Here is a 24803-nt window from a genome sequence, read left to right on the forward strand (position 1 = left end):
TCGGCTCCAGTGTTTCGGGTGAAATAACTCAGATCAAATTAAAGTGCTCATCGGGTTTCATCGGCGGCGGCAGCGGGCGTTGGTCGTTCATTTCCAGCAGGTTGCGCTCGATGGTGTTGCAGATGGCGTTTAACGGCAGATGGTTGGCCGACACGCCGAACGGATCCTCCAGCTCTTCGGCCAGTGAGTCCCAGGATAAGAAGGTATAGGAAATGAACACCGAAACAAACGGTGTCATGTAATGCAGATCGGTCACCAGGGCAAACGGCAGCAGGCTGCAGAACAGGTACACGGTGCGCTGCAGGATCAGGGTATACGCGAACGGCACCGGGGTGCTGGCGAGCCGTTCGCAGCCGCCGAGGGCGTGGGACAGCTCGCTCAGCTTGTTGTCGAGCAGCTCGAAGGTGATGTCGCTCAGCAGGCCCTGGCGGCGCAGCTTGCCGATCTCCTGGCCCAGCATCAGCAGGATGCGGTTGGTCGGCATCGGGCTGGCGATCACCTCGGCCAGCTCCTTGCTGGTGAGGTTGTGGTACAGATCGGCGGTGGGATCGGTGGCGCGCAGCTGATGCTTCAGGCTCCAGCTGAAGGCGATCAGCAGTTTGGCGACCTTCTGATGCACTGCCGGTTCGTCCGGCAACAGGCTTTTGATTTGGCGCAGCAGGGATCGCTCGGTAATCAGCAGTGAGCCCCACAGGTTGCGCGCTTCGACAAAGCGGCTGTAGCCGGCGTTATTGCGAAAGCCGAGAAAAATGGCGATGGCGATGCCCAGCAGACTGAACGGCGCGATGGTTAAATGCACGCCGAGCTGTTCGTACCATTGGTAGCTGATCACCGCCACTATCGACATCAGCACGTTCAGCGACAGGCGAAAGGTGATCTTTGACAGCACGGAACCGTGCCAGGCGAACAGGCGAAAAAACCAGTTCTGGTTCGGGCGAATTATCATGACGTGGGGGCTTCCTGGTGTCCTGCTATTGAGAATAGTCGATTCTTATCCGGCGGCGTTAGGCCGCCGTCGTCGATTGCCAGAGCCGCTGCGGGTGCGTATAGACGGTGGCGCGCCCCGGTTTGCTGAATCCCACCAGCGTCAGGTTACTGCGTTCGGCCACCTCCACCGCCAGGCGGGTGGCCGCAGAGACGGCGAACAGGATCTCGACGCCGCACATGGCGGATTTTTGCACCATTTCATAACTGGCGCGGCTGGAAACCAGCGCCGCGCCCTGCAGCCACGCCTGCTGGCTGCGGTAGCCCAGCAGTTTGTCGAGCGCCACGTGGCGGCCGACGTCTTCGCATCCGCCGCTGAGCGTGCCGTCCGGCCGGATCCAGGCCGCCGCGTGGGTACAACCGGTCAATTTCCCTACCGTTTGCACCGCCTGCAGCTGCGCCAAGGCGCGGTCGAGCAGGGCCAGATCGAAGCGTTGCGTGAAGGGCAGCGGCGCGATGGGCTGGGCGACCTCTTGCAGCTGCTCCACCCCGCAGACGCCGCAACCGGTGCGGCCGGCCAGGCTGCGGCGCTTCTCTTTCAGCTGCATAAAGCGGCGGCTTGAGAGTTCCACATGCACTTCAATGCCGTTGCAGGCCGGTTGTTGACGGATGTCGTAAATATCGTCGGGGGAGGCGATGATCCCTTCGGACAGCGAAAAACCGATGGCGAAGGCCGCCAGATCTTTCGGTGTCGCCATCATCACCACGTGGGAAATGCCGTTATACACCAGGGCGACCGGCACCTCTTCCGCCAGCCAATCCTGTTGCGCCTGAGCCAGATCGTTGCGCTGCCAGACCGAATGGTGCGACAGGCAGGCCGAATCGGCATCGCCGGGTTCGTCGAGAATTAAATGCTTGTTCATGATGGTTTCGCGGCGCCGGCGGATACAGCGCCGGCGTCAGATAGAGTCTGATGAGTGATGGCCGATTTTATCATAGATGGCGCGCTTGAACAGGGCGAAACGGCGCCATCTTGTCCCTGCCTCAGGGCTCGGCGCGCCACTGGCCGAGATAGGCGGTGACCGCCCGCGTCGCTTCGCGGCAAATGGCTGCAGAGACGGTGCCTTCCCGCCCGTAGCCATATTTCATGCAGGCGAACGCCAATTCTATGGCGATCAGAACGACGTCGGGCTCCGACGGCAGCGTTTCCAGTTCGGGCAGGTCTCGTACTTTTGCCCGGAACATTTCGCCGATCGTCAGGTTTTTGGCGGCGTGGGCCTGGTGGTCAGGCTCGGCGAATGTGCCGCGCAGCAGCAAGACGCTCGCCGCCGGATGCGCGTTGTAGTAGCGGGCCGTGGCCGCCACGGCGGCATCCACCCAATCGTGCAAACTGCCGGCGTTTTCGAGCCCCGACGCGAGCAGCGCCTGCGCCAGTTGATCCATATGAGCCTGAGCCAGATGCGAAAACAGTGCGTACTTGTCCGGGAAGAACGGGTAAATCGCGGCGCGCGGCACCTCGGCCGCTTCCGCCAGGGCGGGAATGGAGGTTTTTTCCGGCCCGAGGGTGGCGAGCATCTGTTCGGCGGCGCTCAGCACTTTGGCCATGCGCGCCGCCGCGCGTTCCTGAACCGGCACGCGCGCATTTTTTTTTGCTTGCGGCATCGCTTTTTCCGACATAAGTTGTATTTTAGTAATCCGACATTTGTTGGATTATACTGACATTCATCCCGGCAACCAAGTCTCACGAGAGGTTTCGTATGGGTAATTACGCCAATCAATCTCACTGGCAGGACATTCAGCGATGCCTGCCGGAAAGCTTCCGGCTGCAGCCGGGGGAAGAACCGACAGAGGAGTGGTGGCCCTGGCGCCAGTACCGCATCCACCTGGATTCTTATCGCCGCCCCGAGGCGCCGGTGAAGGTGATCCTGTTTCATGGGGTCGGCACCAACGGCCGGCAGATGTCGACCATTCTGGGGGCACCGCTGGCGCGCCGGGGGATAGAGACGATCGCCATCGACATGCCGGGATACGGCATGACGCAGACGGGCGGACAACGGCGGCGCGTGCGTTACGACGACTGGGTGCAGATCGGCAGCGATCTGATCGACGCGGAACGGGCGAAAGATGCGCGCCCCATCGTGCTGTACGGTCTGAGCGCCGGCGGGATGGAGACCTATCACGTGGCGGCGCTGAACCGGCAGGTGAAAGGCATTGTCGGCATGACGTTTCTCGATCAGCGTGAACAACAGGTGCGCGACGAGACGGCATTGAATCGGGTCATGAGCCGCTTAGGCATTCCCCTGGCGCGGCTGGCGGCCGCTACGCCGCTGGCCGGTATGGCGATGCCGATGGCGTTGGCGAGCAAGATGCACGCCCTGGTCAATGACAAGGTGGCGCTCAAGGCGTGTTTGGCTGACAGCACGTCGGCGGGGGCCTGGGTGACGATGCGCTTTTTGGCCTCCTATGCGGAGTATGTGCCCGCCATTGAGCCGGAAGATTTCGACGTTTGCCCGATTCTGTTGACGCAGCCGGCGCAGGATCGCTGGACGCCGTTGCACCTGAGCGAATGGTTCCTCCGGCGCATCCGGCGAGTACCGGTGACCACCGTGATGCTCGAGAATGCCGGGCATTATCCTCTCGAACAGCCTGGTCTGGATCAGATGGTTGAAGCGGTGTATCGCTTTTGCATCGCCGCGGCGGGTAAATAGGGCGGCTGCGTACCGTCTGGGTGAACCGCGCGGCCCTGCCACGTTATCCACAGTTTTAGTGGATAACGTGTGTGCAAGGCGCGGCAAAGTCGTTAACCGGCGTAAAAAAAAATCGCTCAGAAAATTATTATATTACGCCGCAAAGTGCGAGCCGACGCGACCTGGGGAGGGAACGCGGATACATGTTTCTTTTATGGAGCGCTGTATAAAAATACAGTTTTATTGCGACCGTGATGAATGCTAACCGGCTGTGCGTTTTTTCGACAGTTGCCGTTGCCGGCATGTTCGGCGTGGTCTTTTCTTGCCGAGTTTTATCTTGAATTCCCCCATGCGCCATCGCCTTCACAGCAAGGCTAAATGGATGCCGCCGGGGAAGCGGCCTTGGGCGGCAGCAAAGAGGCATCACGAGCGACGTAAAACTATACTCAGTGGTATCCATTATTGTTGCCGGCCGCGCTATCGGGCGGTCGGTTTTTTTATTGGGTTTTCGGTCGCGTCAGACGGCACCGTTAAACCGTAATGCAATGAATAATGTGGCCGGGGGAATGAACGATGGTTCAGCTGGTGATGATTTTGCTGGGAGTGGATTATTTACGCGACCGCTGGCGCGGGCTGTTGGTGGTGGGCTTGTTAGGGATATTGGCCGGCCTGATCGTGTTTATCGACGCGCTGGATAACGTGGCGTACTTTCCGTTGAAACCCTTCGCCGCTCTGCTGCTGCTCGAAGGCCTGGCGACGCTGATGGTCGCCCATACGGGGATCGGCGGGCAGCGCACCTTACGCTATGTCAAAGGCGGGGCGTTCTCACTGTCGGCGATATTGATCCTGGTGGGGCACTATCACGGTAATTTTATTTTATCGATGATTTTTGGCACGTTATTTTTGGCCGATGGGTTATTGCAAATTATCTCGGCCTTAGTGGTGCGTTATAAAAATTGGAAGCTGGTTATTGTCGGCGGCACGGTAGAAATCATGTTGGCCATTTTCTTTTATCAGCCTTACCCGACGCATTACGCCGGGACTGCGCCGTATTGCTTGGGGCTGGGGCTGATATTTGGCGGCTGGAATATGGTCATGTTGGCGCTGCGGGTCAAAAGATTGAAGGTCAATCCTGCCGTGCAGGGCAACCCGGCGGCAGAAGAAGCCTGCAGCAGCAAGGCCGCGCTTCAGATAACCGAGTGGGACGGCCCTCCTGCGGACGATGAACCTGCATTGACGGTGCATGTCTGGACGCCGTCTGGCTCCTCGAAAAATACCGTGGTGCCGCACCCCGTTATCGATCGCTATATCGCCGCCGTGGACAAAGATGGGGTGATATCGACGGGGCATGCCGCGCTGGAGTCCCCCGAAGGCGTTTATATCAGCCTGTATCCCGCCGTGGATCTTGACCGCTCGCCGGATCAATTTGCCCGGTTGTTGCGGGCCACGGCGGATAATAACGTGACGGGGCAATTTCAACCGGATTATGCGACCGAATCCCGCAATTGGTGCCCTTCCACCATGCGGGTGCGGATCCGAAATTACGACGCCAGGCGGTTAACGCTGTTCTGGGAGCTTTACCGGCAAGACAATACCTATAACCTGACGCATCGCAACTGTTCAAGCAGCGTGGCGCGCGGGCTGGAAGTGGCTTTGGAAGGCGTGGTGGGCAAGATTTGGGGGCCGCGCGGCCATTGGCTGGCGTTGAGTAAAATCCTGACGACGCCGGAACTTTGGGTGGCGGTGCAAATACGCAAACGGGCGAAAACCATGGCCTGGACGCCGGGGCTGACGCTCGATTACGCGCGCGCCCTGAGCATGCTGGCGGATCCCCGGCCTGCGGGGTGGGCAGCAACCCTACGGCGGGGCATCAGGGCGATTTTCGCCTGGCGCAAGCCATAACGACAGGGCTGCGCCCATCCGGCCGGGCCTGCAGTGCCCGCCTGGCCGTTCAGATTCACGTTATCCACAGTTTTAGTGAGTAACCTGTGCATACACACCGGTAAAGTCAGCCGACAACGTAAAAAAAATCGCTCAGAAAATTATTATATTACGCGGGAAAGTGCGATCCGCTGGGGGATAGGGGGTTGCACGCGTTCGCGTTTTGTTTATGCTTTACTGTATAAATATACAGTTTGGTTATGATTATGCTGAGCACTTCAAGGTTGTATGCTTTTTCACCCGGCGAGCCCCTGGCGTTACCGCTGTTTGCCGATCGCGTGGCCTGCGGCTTTCCTTCCCCTGCCGTTTTCCCATCTGGTTTTTTATCAATGCATGACAACTCTTTAATCAACTATATGTAAAACAATATATTACTCACTATTTTTTCGGATCTTATCATGGAATAACATTGACAATTGTCAATATGACTTAAATATCGCAGATTGGACTCTGCTCTTGTTCTGGAGTAGCGGAAGTGTCGGCGGTTCCGCCATTGAACCCCATATCCATTAAAGAGCTCATTGTTTGTTGGCTATTGTTCAATGCAGCCACATTGCTATAGATATGGTGTGTTAGAGATAATTCAGGGATATTTATACTATTATATTCATATTCGTCGATATTGATGGCGGATAAAATTGACCCAAGAGTTAGCGTGATGGCTTTACCTCGACGGATAAGACTGGTTCGTAACTGGAGGTTATCGATATTCATCACCTCTTGGGAGAAACCCAGTTGCAGTAGGTGATTATGATGATTTTTAAAGGCTACTGTCTCGGAAAAATAGGGGCTTTGCACCCAAGGCAACGCACGGCATTGTTCGGAAGTTTGGTTTGCTTTGTGAAGGAGTAGGAGCTGCTGCTCTTCAGAGCAGAGATGCCGTAAAAATAGAGAAGGCGAAATGGGCTCGATGCTAAAGAGTAAATCTAACCGACTGAGCTCATGGCTGCAGATGTTCTCACCCGGGGTCAGTCGTACAAGATTGATGGCCTGGGTGGGTTTTTTCATGAGTAAATACTCCACTATCATATTGACATGCGCAGGGTTCGGGCCATAAACCCCTGCCTGGATACATTTCTTATCTTTGTAACTTCCGTTGATACGGTTGAGTTCTTCATAATGAGTAATAACATTACGATACAGATTTTCTCCCTCTTGGGTTAGCGTCAGGCCGTGGCAGTTGCGTTCGAAAAGTATAATATTCAGGCCATCTTCCAACTCCTTAATTCTTTTGCTCAATGGGGATGGTGTAATGCACAGCCGCTCTGCAGCTTTTGCTATAGACCCCTCTTGTGCTACAGCTATGAAGTAATTTACTCGCTTTGACATAAAATCCATTTTTATACCTTCCATCTAACAACTTTATTGATGCATTTTTCATTATGGGCCCTAATTTCATAACAGGAAACTGATTGGTTTGCCTTTATCATTGAATGTTTTTATTTGTGATTGGCATCTCATTTGAATCTTGAAAAATGGAGATGGTAGTAACAAAATCTGATGTAATAGCTATGTTTTTCTCGAGTTGTTTTGCTGCGATATAGTTCGTGCGTTCTCTTATATCCTTTATCAGGCCTGTCTGGGTGATATCTATCTATTTTGTTCATGTCGTTCGGATAAAAATGACCAAAGTCCGCTCATCAGGAGTAGGGTATTGCCAAAAGAAACATGACGAAGTCCAAGATGGACATCGAATTTACATTCATGATGTGTTTTATTCTGAGGGGGAGGCTTGTTGTGCGCTGTATCAATCAAGAGGGTGGGCTGGATGTTATTGTGATGAATTAGATTGTTGTTGACTGTGATTTTAATTTTGACGAACCGCTTTAAAATTAATTTTTATCTTTATCTTTATCTTTATCTTTATCTTTATCTTTATCTTATTAATGGAACATACATGAGTACATTTACTGCTGTTACCACTACTAACCGCCGCACATTTAATACGCTTCAAGAGCGAATCGATTTGGTTAGAGAAGTATACCTGCGCCTGACCAGAGAAAAAATCAAGGACGGGCAAACCCTTACCCCTGGGTTCGAGCAACTGACCCCGCTCGAGTTACAGGGATTAGATTTGGAGCTTGTAAAACGTATATTACAAGAGAAAATAGATACTTATATCCAAAATCAGCAACGCCGCGGACACTACCCGCCGACAAGTCTGACAGATGAACAAAAGACACGGATCGCCGACTTAGCCGTCGAGGGGATTGTCCGTCAGGACATCGATAAAAGAGCTGAACTTTTGACTTTTCTTGATGAACTGCGATTTTCATTCTTGCCAAAGAATGGGGCGGACAGGCTGCTTACTTTCTGGTCTGATGATTACGTAGGTTACCAGCATGTGCTGAATGACAAACTGAATGCGCTAGGAAAACCGGGCATCGCCACCGATTTTGATGTTACGGCTTTAGATTTTGTGCATCAATTGCGCGCAGGTGTTTCGAATATCATCAGTGGCAGCAATCCACCTGATAGTCTGTTTGTTAAGGCGGCAAAGCAAGGCTCTATTACGATCGCTGGCTTCCTGAGCTCGGTATATGCAGCGAGCACCGCAGAGCTTGGGGGAACAGTCTATGTCATGTCAAAAGGCGGGATCAAAATCAACAACTTCTTCTGGAACGTTGAATTACCTGTTTTACGGGCATTGCAAAAAGCGGGCGCTATCGGTGCAATTAAAATATTGCATGAGCCGTTCGAAACTTACCTGGATAAGCCGCTGGAGGAGATCGGTTCCCGCTTGACTGCTGCTGACGTAGGCGTTCTGGCAAACTACAACTATCTGCCTCAGTGGTTAGTGGACGAAAAATTTGCTGCCTTGCATAAACAATGGATTGACGGCAAGGTAAAATCGCACCTGATTGAACTCCATAAAGAGTTACAGATTTATATCGATCACCATTCCGATTCAGGTCGTCTCCCCGCGATGAAAGAGCTTCTGCGGCTAACGAACGAAAAACTGCTCGAACTGAATGATTTTGACAGTTTGGCTGTGGCGGAAAGAATCGCTGCCGCAAGAGGGGCACCCACCGGGAATAAAGTCACACTCTGGAGTGTGGATAACTTGCTTGATGAAGCTTCTGTTCCTGGGAAGAAACGGGGCGAATCGTATCAGCGTATCCTGTCATTACTGACACAAATCGATGTCGACGCTAGACCATCAGCGTTTCGTTTTCCTGATGCTCCCGGTCAAAGCCCCTATGTCACTCTTAAGTTTTATGGGGATGTAATCGACAGTTATTCCAATCAGTTAAAACGCCTGCTGCCATTCCATTTATTGCGAGAGGCGTGGGGAGTCGTCGTCACTCACAATAGCAACGAGGGGGAATTTGTGTTGAGTTGCGAGTCGGGTGGAGAAACCCGTATCAATGTTAACGCCGCTCAAACTATTGAAGACAAGCTCGAACAACAAAAACGAATCGCGGTATTGGAACGTTTCCTGTTGTCCAATTTCACGCCTCAGGACATGCCTGCTCAGTTAACCGGCGAAAGCGCATGGATCAACAGCGGTGAGCTTTTGCTTGCTGAACGTGTTGCCGAAGGTCATGGATTCATCTGGCGTACCGATCAGGCATCTGTCGATGCCGTTCGTACCGTAACGCGCGATGACAGCCTGACGGATCCTCGCCCGCTCAAAAATCGTCATGTCGAAACCTGGTTCCAACCGAGCGTTACACAGGCCAATGATGGGGGCAGCAGCCGCTACAACGCGCAGATCATTATTCAGACAGAAAATGATACCGTGGTGGCGAAAGCTGCCGCTCGCCTGGCGGCTAAGCACCCCAATAGCAGCATGATCGTTCAGCTCGACGCTGATGGCCGTGTGCGGGTTGTCTATGGGGATGTGTCCCTGTTTAAACGCACGGATAGCGGGGTACCGAAGGTACGCTGGCAGATCGTAGGACACGGGCGTACTGATGCCGATGGTGACCAAACTCTGGGTGGGTTGTTGGCCGGAGAGATGGTTGAGGTACTTGGGGTTTTGACTCACACTCTGGCCCATGATTATGGCGTGGAAGCGCCGCCCTCACGGATCAGTCTGGTCGGCTGTTCTCTAGGGAGAGATTCTGAACAAGACAGTTTCGGAACACAGTTTACCCGTAAGCTCGGTACGGCAGGACTCGAGATCTCGGTTCGTACGTCTGATCTGGCTGTCGATGCGGCCGGCCACAAGCAGACTCTCAATGGAGATGGAAACTGGGTGCACAAAGCCAGCGCCGAAAAGTTGGTACTTCAGTGGCAGGAGAGTGGTGAGATCGTCAGCCATAAAGAGCGGATGGAAAGTGCTTTGCTGGTCGGCAGGGACGAGATTGATGTTGCCCAGTTGTTCAACGCTCTTAAGGAGGGGCGCCAGCCTCTGTCGGAACTCAGCGCGGCGCAACAGTATGCACTGAGCCAGTTTTTCCCTGATGAACAGGAGCGGCTGGATAGACTTGGATTAAAAAATAGTATTGAAGATCCATCGGGCTACACCAGATTGCAGCGTTTGATACATGATCTGGGGTTCAGCCTGATCACTCCGGATGTCGCCAGTGAGGTGAATCTACGCTCTGCACTGCTTACCCTCGATGTTGAGAAGTGGGGGGAGAAGTTCGATACCGCCATTAACAGATTGCTCCGGGATAATGGTCTTGAGCAACATTGGATGCCTGTCATCGCCAATACTGAGGACATCGGGGAAGATAACTACCGGGTCCAGTTTATCCATCGCGATAGCCAAGAGGAAATGTGGGTACCCACGAACGATGCCACTTTTACTGAGTTCCGCCACTTTATCGATGAACGCTTGCGTGTGATGGGCGGACATTTCGCGCTTGAGAATGGCCAGTTACGTCGCCGAAGTGCGGTGGGTGAGGTTGCTTCAGTCGACGGTTTAAATGCCGGCTTTGCGATACAGGCCTTGATCGAATGGTTTGCCAATAAGAACCGTAACGACGTCGCGCAAGGGGCAGGCTCATCAGATCTGGCCACTGCACTCAAGGTCCACTGTTACCTCAACTATGCTCAAATGATTCACGGTGGGGGGCAAGACGTTACCAAGATCATCGAACTGGTGCGCACCGCGTTGCGTGGCGAAGCGATGGTGGCAGAAACCTCACTTGTACAATTCTCCTCTACTTTGGCGCATGTCGCTAACGAAGGGCTTGGTGTGCTTCTTAACGGTGCAATGGTGGGGTTGGATATTTATGAATTATCTCAAGCTAAGACAGAAACGCAGAAGGCGGTATTCGGCACCCAGTTAGCGTTTGATTCTGCGGGGTTAGTGACCGGGATCGCGGGCGTATCCGCAGGGGTGCTTGGCGCCTCATCGGCCGCGGCCACACTTGCGGCTCCTACGGTTATTCTCGCCGGGTTGGCGGTCGGTTTTACGGGGCTGGCACAGGCCTATGGCGCCGTTGCCGATAATGCAAAGGCGGTAGGGCGCTACTTCGACATGCTAGACAAAGCCTATCAGGGTAACGGGTATCGGTATGACGATCAGCAGCATCTATTGGTGCCATTACCCGGTGCTGTGTTCCAGCGCCTGGATATGACTAAAAATCAAATTGACTTCGATAGTCAGTATCTCTACCGATGTAAACATCATAAATATAGAGTAGGGCACATCGATTGGTTCTCATGGGGGGGCACGCCAGACATGATCCTGGACCGCGAGCAGGCAATCAACGTGCGTAGCGGAATTGGGTATACCGGCCCCCGGCATTTTGACCACGAAGACAGTGAAGTTTTAATCCTGCCAGGAACGCCAAAATCGTATATCAGATATACGCATCAGGCTTTAGCATTCGCCACAACGCGCAGGGATACAGGTTTTGATGTTCTTCGCAGGCTAGAACGCGATGAGCGATTTTATTACGATTTCTATTTGTCTCCGTCCGAATACATCGTTACCCATATTTATCAAGAGTACGTATATACGCCTATCGAAATTATTCTCGACAGACAAAATCGGCAATTAGTGATGCCTGCATTACCTTCGGAGTTTCATCATTATCTTCACTATGAGATCGCGGGAGCGGGGGGGCAGTATCGCATTGTATTGAATAAAGGAAGCACATTAAAACTCACCAGCCGTCGTACCGAGAATACGACCATTCAATGGGTTTTTGACTGCAGTCAGCTTGACAGTGACAGTATCGATTATGAGACAAACCAATTGATCATCGGCGGAGTAAAGGTTGACTTCGAACCAAAGCAATATGAACAAGTGCTGATAGTCAATAAGCAAGGGGATGTGCGCAACGTTAACTTTGTTGCTCAGACCGCTGAAATAGTGAGTGAAGATGCAAGCCAATGGCAGGGAGCCGATTGGAGGATAGAACAACACCTGAATGAAATGATAAAAACGCATAAGTTACATGGGCCGTACGTCGTTGTTGATAATTACCACTACCGCCAACGTAATGTTGGCCGGGCTTTCTATGATGTTGCCAGGGAACGGATGCTGTTCAGCGATGTGCCTCAAGAACTGAGCCTGGGCGCCAGATTGGGGGCAGTAACAAAAGAATACGCTTATTTTTATGACGCCAACAACGCGACTGCCTGGCGGGCGGATATCGTTACCGGAAAGGTCGACGCGCAGTTTGAGCCATGGTCCAATCAAATTGACGGGGAAATTTGTCGGCTGTGGCAAGAAGGAGAGATAATCTATTTGACACGACATTATTATTTAAAGGATGGAGAAGCTGAGCTGAGCTACCAACTCCTTGGGGACCGGATGGAACTCGTGGGCGTGTTTGGGAATGATGCCATGCTCCGGCATTTGGCGCAGGCTGGTCAGCAAAGGGACATTCTTGAAGGATTGTTACAGAGTTACAAGGATCATGGTATTCCGCGTACCAAGCCAACGTTGACGATGGGGGAGCGGCTTATCCAGCCAACCGAGGCGGCATTGGTCGCGGTATTCGGTACAGATATCATGGACGTTGTACACCGTTACTGGATCCGCAAGGCAGATGGGGCACTGATAAAACCAAATCTGGCAAACCCAGGCTATGATGAATTACCCCCACAATCTGATGGGAAAATGCGTAGTCATTGGCCCATTCCTACAGATTTGATGCTGGCCGGTAGTCGGGTGGGTTCCAACGGCGTAGAAGTCTTTTTCTTTTATAGTAGAAGCCAGCGGTTCGTCTTCCGTCAGGAAGGTGTTGGCCAGGCCATTCTCGATGCTGACCATCCTACTGCGTTCCGTATCGTCAACATCCCTGCATCGGCAAACCTGATCAACCTGAACGGGGAGGTGATCGCCATTATTGGCAATGGGCTCATTGCTAATCTCGATGCTAATGGGGATCTTCATTATTGTGCTGTTAACGAACATTGGTTAAAAGGACGGGCCCACTGGTGGCAAGATTTGGCCAGGGTGACGGACAGTGACATTCCTCTGCCGGTATTTGGGGTCAAGGGTAAAGATGACAGCGGCTTATTAGCGGTATGGTATTACCAGGGCAAAAAAGTCGTCGTTGGTTCAACCGCATTGCAAGGCAAGTCACTTCAGTTCCTGGGGTTTGATACCGATGGCTCCACTGCGCGTATCTTTGAACATGAAAGTGGCCAGCTATATCTGCAGACGGCTATGGCAGACGATGAGCTGATGGCTGCATTCGGTACAGGCTATCAGTTGGGGAGTACGGCGGGAGTCCCCGAAGCCCGAGAGTTATTACCGAAGTTACATCTCAAAGCTGTGCAGCAGCTCAATGAAGGTCTGCGTCTGTTCACTGTAAAAGGGGAGATTTTGGAGAGGACGGACAACGGTAATGTGCGTTTGGTGGGGGTTGACCTCGATTGGCAACAAAACAACAAACTACAGGATCTCGGTGAACTCGCCGCGCGGTGGCATGCCAAAGGAGCGTTGAGCTTATTCGGCAATAAGAGCCCAAGTTGGTTCGATATCAGCAGTGGTCAGGTGTTTTCGGGAGAAGAGATCCCTGCTTCGGATACGTTGCGTTTCGTGGGTATTAATCCCAATCAAAAAAGTGCCTTTGCGTTCACTCCAACAACTCAGATGTTGTATAAGGTTAAAGGCGGGCATGCAAAAGCGTTTGCGCAGTTTCAGGACGTGAAGCGCATTGGTTCCTCGCTACTGCTCCTGGGAGGGCGAGATAAGCTAGCATTGCTCATTGATGGTGTTGACAGCCTGGTACTGTATGGCGGGGCGGGTCAAAATACATATCGCATCGATGAGGAAATGTGGAAACACTATAGAAAAGTCGTCATCGATAATGACGATCCCGCTCAGGAAGCGGATAAAGTCATTCTACCGATCGATAACCCAAGGAAGCTTTTTATGAGTCGCTTTAATGATGACCTCCTGATTATCGATACGGAGAACCAAACGGCATTGGTGATACGGCAGGCAATGGGAAAGCTAGCGCATAACCATCAACATTTGCATTTGGAGTTCCCGGGAAGCTCAATGAATGTCAGCGATCTGGTCGACTATTACCTTTCTGGGGGGTATGCCGAAGGGGAGTTGGTTAGCTTAGGGAGAGGGTAGATGGTTAAGTAAGAACACTTAACGCCTTAGATGGCAGGCATTGTTGACAATGTTAAATGAAAAGCAATATTTCTGTCAGCAATGCCATTATTATGTAAACGCAAGGTGTAACCACCTTGCGTTTTCTTTTCGTGGAATAATTACGGCACTGCTGCAATTAGTCGGTGGCGGTAGATTGACTCTTGGTTTTTTCAGGGGAACAGAGTATGAATCCATTCAAAGGTTGGTATTTCAGGGGGATTTATCCTGTGGGCGTGTAAGTATCCCGGTAAAACGGCCCATTCACTTTTAGAGATCTTCCGACATACTGAATATGTCCTTTAAGAAGATCGCCATGCGCAAAGCCCGATTTACTGAGCACCAGATCATTACCGTGCTAAAGTCCGTCGAAGCAGAGCGGACCGGACCGTCAAAGATGTCTGCCGTGAAGTGGGAATATCTGAAGCCTCGCACTGCAACTGGAAAGCAAAGTTCGGCGGTATGGAAGCCTCCGATATCAAAAAGATGAAAGACCTCGAAGAAGAAAATCGTCGTCTTAAACAAATGTTTGCCGATCTCAGCCTTGAATGTCGTGCACTGAAAGACGTTATCGAAAAAAAGCTTTAAAACCCGCGATAAAGCGGGAGCTGGTCAGCTATCTGACCGCGCAGTTTGCCATGGGCATCCACCAAGCGTGCAGGACAGCATTGTTGAGCAGGACGGTGTATTTTTATCAGCCTGATACCAGGCGTGACGAATCTGTGCTCCCGGCGTTGACTGAACTGGCAGAACGCTATCCGCAATATGGTTTTAAGAAGCTGTTTCAGCTCCTTCGCAGGCAGGGTAACGCCTGGAATCATAAGCGTGTTCACCGGATTTACTGCCTGCTGAAACTGAATTATCGTCGCAAGAGAAGGCAGCGACTGCCAGTGCGTAACCCAGCACCACAGGTGACTCCGAAAGCGCTGAACCAGAGCTGGCCCATCGATTTTATGCACGATGCGCTGGTCTGCGGCCGGCGCTTCCGCCCCTTCAATGTGGTGGCCGATTTTAACCGCGAAGCCCTCGCAATAGAAATTGACCTGAATATCCTGGCCCAACGGGTTGTGAGGGGGCTGGACAGGATAGTGGCAAACCGTGGATATCCGCTGAAGATGCAGATGGAAACAGTCCGAAACTGATCTCATTGGCGCTGGCACAGTGGGTCGAAGAACATAGTGTGATGCTGGAATTTATTAAGCCGGGAAAATCGACGCAGAATGCGTTTATCGAACGGTTCAATCGAACGTATTGTACAGGAGTCCTGGATTTCTATCTGTTCAGAACCCTGAATGAAGCACGGGAAATTACAGAGCGTTGGCTGGCTGAAAACACGGAAATCTCCAAAAGTGCGTGGAAATAAAACGGGTGAGCTTACAAGTTCTCTGAGCATAAAAATAATTGTTATTATTGTTATTATTTTTTTTGCACAGAACCTATTAAATCAAAGCCCCGGCCTTTCGGTCAGGACTTTGTCATCAATTTGAAAACCATTCTTGAAGATGTGTTTTTTTACTAATTGAATTTATGTAGCCATAAATGACGAAGAGAACCACTTCTCACCCTTCGTACATTTAGGTTGAATGAATCTGAAAGAAAATCAGCGGTAGGGGTTAAATCTTCAAAGCTTGGTTGATAATGACCAGAATGGTTCACAATCGAAAAACTATCCCCTGAATGATACATATATCCAGCACTAATAGCACCCTTTCCCTTTGGCCCTCCGACCAGAGTTGGATGAGATAAGTTTTTAGGATCAATTTTTTTACTGATGCTACCAATAGATAGCACCCCATCCTCACTAAAAACGAATTTGTGCACTTTACTAGAATCGCGTACTTCTGCTAAATCGCTGGCTTTCGTCACTCGGGTTATTTTGGCCTTATTTTCTCTGATGGCCCAGCCCTTTAAATTCTCCTCAACGTCATATAATTTTGCCTTTGTATTTTTGAGTATAGGCATCGTAACCGTATCACTCTGCGTACCTAACTTGGGAACACCACCGGCATGTTGCAGTTTGTACTGCCAGTCACCAACAAACCTCCCGGTTTTCGAAACTCCCCTGGCCGCTAATGGCGCTAGCCCGGCAGCAATCCCGGCAACCCCAGCCCCCAAAGAGACCCAACCCAATATGGATGATGCCTTAGGATTTGTTTCCTCCGTTGCTCCACTCGCTATCCCGGTGACGTCGGCCACCAGACCTAAACCAATACCCATCAGCTTCAACGCGGAGGTGGACGCTGCCGCTGTGGCAATCGACGCACTTGCGCCTACAGCCATCGATGATGCCACCAGAGAGGATCCCAGTGTAACAACCGATAGTGCTATCCCCACAATGCCCAGACCAATACCCAGCCATCCGCTCCAACTGATATGCCCTGATGGATCGCTAAAGTTCACCGGGTCACCTGCACAATACGCATAGGGATTAATACCGCTGGCACCGAATGGGCTAAGGGAGTCTGGACAGTTGAAGCGCATCAGTGCCGGATTATAAGCACGATAGCCATTACCCAAATGGTAGGTGCCGCTGACCGGATCTGGCCGCTCGCCATTAAACCCAGGTAACATTTTCTGAGGTTCACCGGTGCCATATGGAGACCAACTGTGGAGTACGCCTTCTTTCTCATGGCTTCCCCTGGACCACAGTAGACTGTCATGTTGGTCTACCCCCGTTAGCGTTAGCATATCTCCATTATGAATCCCCAAGCAGGTGTGACCGTGCTTAATCAGGCGAACAGCTTGTTTCTGCTGCACCAGAGCCTCATTGACCAGCTCATTTCCCCGATAATAGAGTCTGCGGGTATCTCCTTCGTTGACGGTTTGAGAGACCAGCTGATCCTGTGCGTCATAGCTATAGTGTCCACCAGAATTACCTTCACCTTGGACAGAACTCAGTCGTCCGATTGCGTCATACGTCAACTGCCGTCCGGCATCATCCTTCGTCATACGACCTTCAGCATCGTATTCCAGCGAAATATTTTCCGGGTACATAGCATGAGTATGCGTCACTGCAGATAACTGAGTAGGATCATCGCTGTTATCGTACTGGTATAGTGCCGTATCCGTGCTGCTATCCTTTAGAGTGGTCACTACCTTGGTCAGGTTGTTCAGTGCATCATAACTGTATGTCTGTGCCGACATAGAGTGTCCGAAAGCATCTTGTGGCAAACTGTCGCCACTCACCCGGTAACTGACCAGACGATTACGCATATCGTATTCATATTGTTCGGTCCGGACAGTAGAGCCCTGTTGACTGATGACTCGGGTGTCCAGCAAGCCATTTTTTAGCCATGTTTGTGCCACGATAAGCTTGGCACCCGTGCTATCGGTCAGAGTTCGGGTAAGTTCCCGGCCAAAATCATCCCGGGTCAGAGCGGTCGACAATGAGCTGGCCGACGTACTATCAGTAGCCGTTTGTATCTGCAGACGGGACAGTGCGTCGTAGCCCAGCGTGATACTGATGGGACCATCCGTTATCCCGACCACCTTGCCGAAAGTATCACGCTGATACCGTGCCTGATGACCGGTGATATCCGTATACACCGTCACCTCACCAGAGAGTGTCCGGGTGTAACCTGTTTGACAGGTATCGCCCTGCCGCACAAATTCCTCCGCTTTCAGTTGGCCGTCAGCGCTCCAAGCCAGATTGTTGACATTATCGCCCTCGGATGCCTGTAGCAGGTCACCGGTCAGCGGATCGTAGTTGAATGACTGCGTAATACCCTGAGTGGTCAGTGATTTTATGGCATGGTTTAGTTCGGGGATATACGTGTATTGTGTCTTTATTCCGGAGGGCAGTGTCACCACGTCCGGTAACGGACATGCATCCTGGTAGTGGTATGTGGTCTTGCGCCCGCCGACAAGGCTTTCAGTTATACGACCTAGACTATCGAATTCCCGGATACCCATCGTGATACACCGGGACACTCCGTCCGCCATCTGTCCAGTCACCTTAATCAGACTTACCTGATTGCCACTCAGGTATGGCGCGTATTCGCGCTCTACAATAGTACCATCCGGCAGTAACCGGCGGACTTCACGGCCAAAGTCATCCCGGGTAAAGTGGGTTACATTTCCCCGTTCATCTTGCGTTTCACGCAGCTGATTCAGACCGTCATACTTGATCCGGACAATGCCTTGTTCGACATTATTGGTATCATATAGAACTTCTTTGACTGGCAGTTGGCTCTTCTCATCAAGAAACGTTGTCTTTTTCCCGGAAGTCAACACGGCTTTATCGTTCCCTCCTTGGGAATATTCGTTGATAATCAGGTCGACGGGGTCAGTATCCTTCAGGCTGTAAATTCCATTGGAATGACGCATCCCGGCGCTTTGGCCCCAACCATCATAGATCGCCTCTGCCCCTATTGAATAACTTTCCGAGCCAGGCTGCGAAGTCTGCCAGTCATATTCCCTACCCGAGGCATAATCGCCCATCAAATTGTATTGACAAGTGACCACATCAAGCCACTTTTTCGTACTGTTTGAGTCGATAGTCTGCTGTTCTCTCTCTCTGCCCATCGCGTCGAAAAGCATACGCGTCTGGTTACCGAGAGCATCAGTTTCTACTGTGATGGGGCCAGTGTCCTCAAGGGCATAGTGCCATGTACGGCGATTTTCATACTGCGTCCCGAAAGCTATCACCTGAGTCAAAGGGCGACCGACAGGGTCGTACGTATATTTATTGGTTACACCCCAAGCATTGGTCTCGCTGAACAATAACCCCGATAGAGCAGATAGCGTACGACTGGTTACCGTCGTCAGACCATCATGTCCGGTCAATGTGGTACTCTGCGTCAGGAGGCTATTGCGAACTGTAGAAGTAATTTTATGAACGTTCGTGAATATCTGCTCTTTATGGGACAGCGTCCGGGTGATACCGATAATACGACCATATTCACTGTTGCCATTGGTCGCGTTATAGTCCGTAACTTGCTCTGACAACAGTGTGGTACCAACATATTGTTTCTGACTGTGTTGTACCACATGATCTGACGACCCCAGGAAGGTATAGGTGTACTCAGTAACGCGAGCAAGAACGTCCTCATAGTCACTGCTCCGGGGGATCACCGTCATCTTATGCATAAAGCGCACAAAGCCATTGGGTGAGGGCGGGCAGTTATTTCCATCGCCGTCAGCTGAGTAGAACGTATACTCTGTGACTGTACCATCCGGAGCCTCCTGGCGAACCGGATTCCCGTTTTCATCATATTCCGTTAGTGTGACCTCCTTGCGGCTCTGCTTAGCTTCCGGACGCGATGTATCAATGAGTGAAAGTATTTTCCTCTTTGGCATCTGAAATTGCGGTGGCTGATCATCAAAATTTTCGCCCCGGATGGCATAGTATTCCGTTTCCGTGACACTGGTACACGTGGAACCGACGCGCTGAACGGTTTCTTTTGTCTGCAGATGATAGTTATTGTAAGTCCGCGTGGTTTTACTTAATTCCGCATCGTTTTCATCCAGGTAAGTCTCCGTGCTGCCGTATTCATAGTCCCCCAGGACGCCATACAGAAAATCGGTATCCTTGTCCCAAGACCCGCTGTTGCTGCTCCCAAACCCGAGGAAGTTATGGTCTGTATAGTGATAACGGATATTATGCAGTTGCGTGCCGGTTGCATCGTTTTGCCAGTAGCCGATGACATAAGGCAGGGTGCCGGATGGTCCACCGGTCGGAAACTGGTGCCCCTGCTGACCGTAGCTTACCCGGTCAATAAGTCCAGTGGGGGCAGTGACTTTTGTCAGCACGTCATCGGTGTATTCCAGCTCCCAGGTAAGGGAGAGTGACTGATTAAGAACGGAAGATAAATACTCGTTCTGCAGCATCAGTTCAAGCGTATGCGCTTCAGACGTGCCGGGCCAGACCTCAAACGTTATCAGCCCGCCGGTGCTGCTGTAACTCACTGTCAGAAGCTCAGTGGATTCGTCATGAACGGAGATCAGTCGATTGATGCCACCGAAAAGTTCCCAGGAAAGAAGCAGCTTCCGCCCGGCCGGCGATAATATCACCTCAGTGACCTTTATGCCGGCCTTGTCCGGTGCGGTCAGTATTTCGGTGATACCATTTTTATAAGAAATATAATAACCGTCCTCGCGGACTTCCGCTTTAAAGTTAATGGGTTTTGCATGGATAACATGCAGTATATTACCGGATTCGATTACCTTATAACTTTCACCGGTGGAAAGCTGAAGTGTCCGGGTACTCTTATCATAGGAGGTCACCGGGAGGGTCACGCCGATACCAAAGCCGTTATTTTCCCTTTGTAGAGGAGAATAACGAAGCAGCACGGGTAACTCAGGTCCTAGACCTGAATTACCTGAAAGGTGCGCCACGGAAATATTATATCCGTACATGCCTGTTCTGGGGTCAACCGCGCCAGACTGGGCGCTGAGGAAATTGGTGGACTGGGTAGTAAAGTCTGAAGACATAATTAGATCCTTGAATTTTGAATAAAGCAGGTCGATTTTCGTCAGAAAAGGCGGTAATCGAATAAATTCCCCGCCGCCCTCAGAGACAGAAATAATTAAGGGTAATTAACCGTGGGTGTTGGAAAGTTCGTATTTATTAACCATATTGTAACAATTTCCAGTATCTGCGGTCATCGAAAAGGATCCAGAACTCGTAATGTCACTAAAGTTCCTCATTGTGTTTCTCCATTGGAATAATAAAATGAAAAGTATCATTCAGGTAACGGTGTCTGCTGTCGGTGTCATGGCATCATAAAAATATTCAGCACTCGTACGTCTTTACCGCATCAGGTTATTACTGTAACTGTAATCAATGATAACTGAGGTGTCTCTGAGATTTATTCAGAATGTGTGGAGAAAATTTCAGGACGGAGGTTTATACTTTGTCGAAAGGGATGGGGCATAAGGAGATAACTACCTGATTAATTTTAAGATGCAAGTTTCAGAATCTGGAGGCTATCGTTAATTATGCGTGCCATAACTCCGGCGATATCCGATAATATTTCACTAAAAAGTTCAATATTCATCACATAAGCCCAGTCCTTCACCAGCGATGACCGGTGCTAACCCGCGCCACCCAGGATGATGTGCATTTTCTGACTGATCGAGTACATTTCACGGATAGCGCTGACGAACCGCACGATATTTTTCGCATTAATGGTGTTATATTCGCGGATAACGGTGTTGCCGATGTCGTTCAGATTCAGCGCGCCCATTAGGTTCAGACGTGTACGGTTGCCGCTGGTTTCCACCACGGTTTTCTAGCCTTTGGGCATCCAGCCATGCGCCAGTTTCGTGCCCTGAGTCGGGTGGACCACCATCAACAAACAGGATGGGCTCGCTGGCGCTAGTATCACACTTCAGTTGGTCACAGGCGGCCATGAACACCTGCCGTGCTTTCGCACTGAACTTATGGGGCACACCTGCTGTTTTTTGTAGCTGAAGCCGTTGCGGTGCAGCCACTTATTCATGCCCGGCACGGTGTAATGGATATCCCACCATTCTTCGACGAGAGTATTGATGGCCTGTGTGGTGGGCAGAAGATTCACCGTTAGATAAGTGATAAATTCTACGGCCTGTACTTCGCTGAGATGGCTTTGGGGATCGTCATTTTCGGATTTCAGTTTACGATTGTTAATGTCATCGCTGATGTGACGGTTCACGGTTGCCTCATGCAGACCTAGGGCCTGCGAGATCATGGCAGAACTCCATCCTTCAGATGCCAGCAGGATAGCTTTAATGCAGTCGAATTTTCGCTTATTGCGGCTTTCGCGGTGAAGTAGTTCAAGCTCAGTTTTTTGTTCATCGGTAATAAAAATGTTCATGTCGGATACTTTGATCCTCATTTTTGACAAAATCAAGCATCTTCATTGATCACGAATGTATACAGGAATTGTGATGGTTGGTCTGTTTTTTAACGCAGATTGCTACAACCGCTCCTTCTCTTCTAGTTCCTCCTGGAACTTGATATTTTCTCACTATGGCTCAAAAATAACTCAACTATTTCTATTTTTTTTATGATATAAAAACCGTGTAAGAGAAAGACGTTGATGGATGCAATTGATTTTCTCTCAGAGAGAGTCTGATGCATAAACTTGATAGTAATACATTGAAAACAAAGGTGGTTAAATATGAGTACGTTTAATGACATTGCCGGATTTGAAGCATTCTCCATAACGGCTGATAGTGATTCGACAATCACTATATTTGCTAATGGTTATCAGCAGGTCCGTGTATATGTACGCATGATTGCAATTGATAAAGATAGAAAATATGTCAACCTGAGCGGTGGTGAGTTGAAAAAGCTGCAGGAAGCTATTACATTAATCAACTTTAACAATAGTAACCTGTTAACCAAAGTAGATAAATATGCTGACGGTAAATCTGACTGGTCATATACCACCACTCAAGGTGAATATAAACAGCCAGAAACAAAAGGAGCTATCTCTGCCCTAAGTAGCAATATGATGAGTTTGACGTATTATGTGATGTGCCCGCCCGATGAGAATGAGCGTACTATCAAAGTCGCGGTTAAATTAAAATTGAGCAACGGCAAGGTTGTCGATACCACAGGCAGTTCTGGGTTTGACAGTAAAGTTTCGCTTAAAGCCAACGCCCCTACTGTTTATAACATTAATTATCGGGACAACAGGCAGAGCGAAAACGATAACTTGCGCGCAATTTACACTCGTGTAAGAAGTGAAGAAATTAATGGTGATCCAGCATGGGTGGAGAATTATACCGTCAGTATTCGAGCGGGGGAGTTTTTATATAAACGTAGTACCCCGTCCAGCGCAGTAACGTCTTATGATTCGGTTCGTGTCAGACGCGAGCATATTTCTTCATGGGCGTATTGCATGTACTTCCGACATTATGCATACACTCATCAGATTGCGAATATTTGCTACTGGTTTAGTGAGAATGATACCACCAGGAATTTGACGGTGGGATATTTTGGCGAAGTTGGTATTGGTGGTGGCGTATATATGGAAAATGTGCCCGCTAATACGGAACAGTCGCTCTTTAACTTTTCCGTGGCGCGATTTGAAGATACCGATAACAATGCTTATAGCGAAGATATCGAAAGTAGCACAGCAGTGGACACTTATATTGAATGCAATTTCCGTGACCAGTATGGCAATGCCGGGACATTCTTCGCCTACCCTCATCCGGAGACGGGTGACAATTATTATCGTGGTTATGCATACGAGTTTTTGAGCCAGCGCAAATAGCGGCTTTGTTGAATAAATTGAACTTCTGACTGTAATCAGGATCAGAGCGCCAAACTTCTGATCCTGTAGCGGTATCTCGTGGCAAAGCAAAAGTTCAAGAGCACTAACTGGGCGACCTACAACAAGGCTCTCGTCAATCGTAGATCGTTGACATTCTGGCTTGACGAGTCGGCCAGCGTTTTTTAAGGAAGTTGTCGCCGAACGATCTTTAAAGCGAATGGTTCGTTTTACCGGGTTACTTTCAGACTTTCAACCCCTCCCTTAATCGTAGAAGGCAATGACAGGAGTGATTTTGGCATAAAACCAATCAGATGTTTTTTTGACCAATAAAATAGCTCTATATTGTTGGAGAGATTTAGTTTTTGCATTGCCTTCGTTTTATGTGCGCTGACTGTTTTGCGGTGTATACCCAAATAATCAGCGATTTGCTGCAAGCTGTTTCCCTGAGATATCAATGATAATACCGTTTGTTCCCGGTCTGACAGTGATACGTCATGACATACCCATGGACACGCTTGGCTATCGCAGGTTAACGCTTGCGCAATCATGTTCATGGTCTTGGCAATGGAGTAGTGAGTAAACAGTTTCGTATGTTTACAGTTGCAACCGATATTTCCTGTTCTACCCACTCGTTCCTTGATGATGAAGATCGGTGCGTTACTGGACGGTAATCGGTACAGACTCAGTGGATGGTCGGATGCTTGGAATATGAACACCATATCCGGTCTGACGCCGGGGGGAAAACCGTTGTAAAACTGGACGGTTTTCCCCTGCGTCTGCATCAAGTTTTCCAGGCATACCATCAACCCCAGCGCGAAATAACAGTCAGGAATACAGATTGAAATATTCATTAATTTATTTGTTTCTTGCTTGTTATGTCTGTGTGTATTTTCTATTGGTGGAATAGGTGGATAACTTTTCATGATTATATCAATTCGCTCCGGGTATTGATTTTTATGTCCTGTGGCTTGAAGTTATGCGTTTCAATTTCTAGTGTTAATGGCCAGCCATCTTAACGATTTGTGAAATCGCTTTTCTGACTTCCTTGCCAGTTTCTGTTCGACCAGCTTGAGTAAAAGTGCTCTTGCGCGATATATATCAACGTCACATTGTTCCGCTAGCTCACGTGTCCCTGGCCAGGTTTCCTGCTTTTCTCCCTCTACTTTTCTTTTCTCATTGTGGCTCAGCTCAACCAGGGCTGAATGCATTTCCCTTAGCGCCATTTCACTATCCAGTACGTTATTGTTCATGTTTTTCTCCTTTTTTCTTTACCGGGGGTATTAGCTCTCACGCAGTTTCTGTGTGATTTTCAAGCCGACTTTTTGCTGTTTTCCTTGGGGCGTTGTGCCTTGGCCGTACCATTGCTTGCTTCGGTTTATTGTATCGTTTTTTTTGATTTCGCGATCTAAGCTGTTGCTTGTTGGTGTTAATATGGTGTTTTGTTCTGTTGTTGGTTTGTGTGGCGATATAGGTAATCGCTATAAGTAGTTATTTCATGTTTTGTAAGTTAATTATTGTGAATTGTCAGAG

The 24803-nt window shown here is 50.1% G+C and carries 11 protein-coding genes and 3 pseudogenes; 6 read left to right on the forward strand and 8 right to left on the reverse strand.

Annotation, left to right across the window (positions count from 1 at the left end; all coding sequences use genetic code 11):
- Positions 1 to 28: 28 nt before the first annotated feature.
- The 3 genes from BHU62_RS12110 to BHU62_RS12120 form a co-directional block, all read right to left on the reverse strand.
- Positions 29 to 946 (reverse strand): bestrophin family protein, encoded by a 918-nt coding sequence (locus BHU62_RS12110; protein ID WP_073532234.1) that lies wholly within the window; start codon positions 944 to 946, stop codon positions 29 to 31.
- 58 nt (positions 947 to 1004) lie between these two features.
- Positions 1005 to 1847 (reverse strand): formate dehydrogenase accessory sulfurtransferase FdhD, encoded by an 843-nt coding sequence (gene fdhD, locus BHU62_RS12115; protein ID WP_073532235.1) that lies wholly within the window; start codon positions 1845 to 1847, stop codon positions 1005 to 1007.
- A 121-nt stretch (positions 1848 to 1968) separates the two neighbouring features.
- Positions 1969 to 2586, reverse strand: a complete 618-nt coding sequence (locus tag BHU62_RS12120; protein WP_078062053.1) for a TetR/AcrR family transcriptional regulator — start codon at positions 2584 to 2586, stop codon at positions 1969 to 1971.
- 95 nt (positions 2587 to 2681) lie between these two features.
- Between BHU62_RS12120 and BHU62_RS12125 the strand changes: the two genes are divergently transcribed.
- The gene (locus BHU62_RS12125; protein WP_073532237.1) at positions 2682 to 3632 is read left to right on the forward strand and encodes an alpha/beta hydrolase; all 951 of its coding nucleotides are present in this window, start codon (positions 2682 to 2684) and stop codon (positions 3630 to 3632) included.
- 552 nt (positions 3633 to 4184) lie between these two features.
- Positions 4185 to 5513, forward strand: coding sequence for an HdeD family acid-resistance protein (locus tag BHU62_RS12130; protein WP_073532238.1), 1329 nt, complete (start codon positions 4185 to 4187; stop codon positions 5511 to 5513).
- A 468-nt stretch (positions 5514 to 5981) separates the two neighbouring features.
- On the opposite strand, the gene BHU62_RS12135 is transcribed toward BHU62_RS12130, so the two are convergent.
- The gene (locus BHU62_RS12135) at positions 5982 to 6905 is read right to left on the reverse strand and encodes a LysR family transcriptional regulator (protein ID WP_078062054.1); all 924 of its coding nucleotides are present in this window, start codon (positions 6903 to 6905) and stop codon (positions 5982 to 5984) included.
- A gap of 448 nt (positions 6906 to 7353) precedes the next feature.
- Here BHU62_RS12135 and BHU62_RS12140 point away from each other — a divergent pair, with 448 nt between their 5' ends.
- Both BHU62_RS12140 and BHU62_RS24600 read left to right on the forward strand, forming a co-directional pair.
- Positions 7354 to 14052: a TcdA/TcdB pore-forming domain-containing protein gene (locus tag BHU62_RS12140; RefSeq protein WP_236720667.1), complete on the forward strand. Its 6699-nt coding sequence runs from the start codon at positions 7354 to 7356 to the stop codon at positions 14050 to 14052.
- A 334-nt stretch (positions 14053 to 14386) separates the two neighbouring features.
- Positions 14387 to 15433: pseudogene (locus BHU62_RS24600) on the forward strand (IS3 family transposase).
- A 152-nt stretch (positions 15434 to 15585) separates the two neighbouring features.
- On the opposite strand, the gene BHU62_RS25405 reads toward BHU62_RS24600, so the two are convergent.
- Complete coding sequence (locus BHU62_RS25405; RefSeq protein ID WP_073532243.1) at positions 15586 to 20502, reverse strand: RHS repeat domain-containing protein; 4917 nt, start codon at positions 20500 to 20502, stop codon at positions 15586 to 15588.
- Between the two features lie 467 nt (positions 20503 to 20969).
- Positions 20970 to 21887 (reverse strand): annotated as a pseudogene (locus tag BHU62_RS12165) (IS630 family transposase).
- Positions 21888 to 22172: 285 nt separating this feature from the next.
- On the opposite strand from BHU62_RS12165, the gene BHU62_RS25230 reads away from it, so the two are divergent.
- Positions 22173 to 23273: a hypothetical protein gene (locus BHU62_RS25230; protein WP_073532244.1), complete on the forward strand. Its 1101-nt coding sequence runs from the start codon at positions 22173 to 22175 to the stop codon at positions 23271 to 23273.
- Positions 23274 to 23351: 78 nt separating this feature from the next.
- Positions 23352 to 23447: pseudogene (locus tag BHU62_RS24945) on the forward strand (IS5/IS1182 family transposase); the annotation flags it as partial.
- Positions 23448 to 23500: 53 nt separating this feature from the next.
- On the opposite strand, the gene BHU62_RS12180 reads toward BHU62_RS24945, so the two are convergent.
- A complete protein-coding gene (locus tag BHU62_RS12180; RefSeq protein ID WP_078062055.1) occupies positions 23501 to 24196 on the reverse strand; it encodes a helix-turn-helix domain-containing protein in 696 nt (231 codons plus the stop codon).
- Between the two features lie 60 nt (positions 24197 to 24256).
- Complete coding sequence (locus BHU62_RS12185) at positions 24257 to 24523, reverse strand: hypothetical protein (RefSeq protein ID WP_078062056.1); 267 nt, start codon at positions 24521 to 24523, stop codon at positions 24257 to 24259.
- Between the last annotated feature and the right edge of the window lie 280 nt (positions 24524 to 24803).

This window comes from Serratia marcescens (genome assembly GCF_001902635.1).
Classification (GTDB): domain Bacteria; phylum Pseudomonadota; class Gammaproteobacteria; order Enterobacterales; family Enterobacteriaceae; genus Serratia; species Serratia marcescens_F.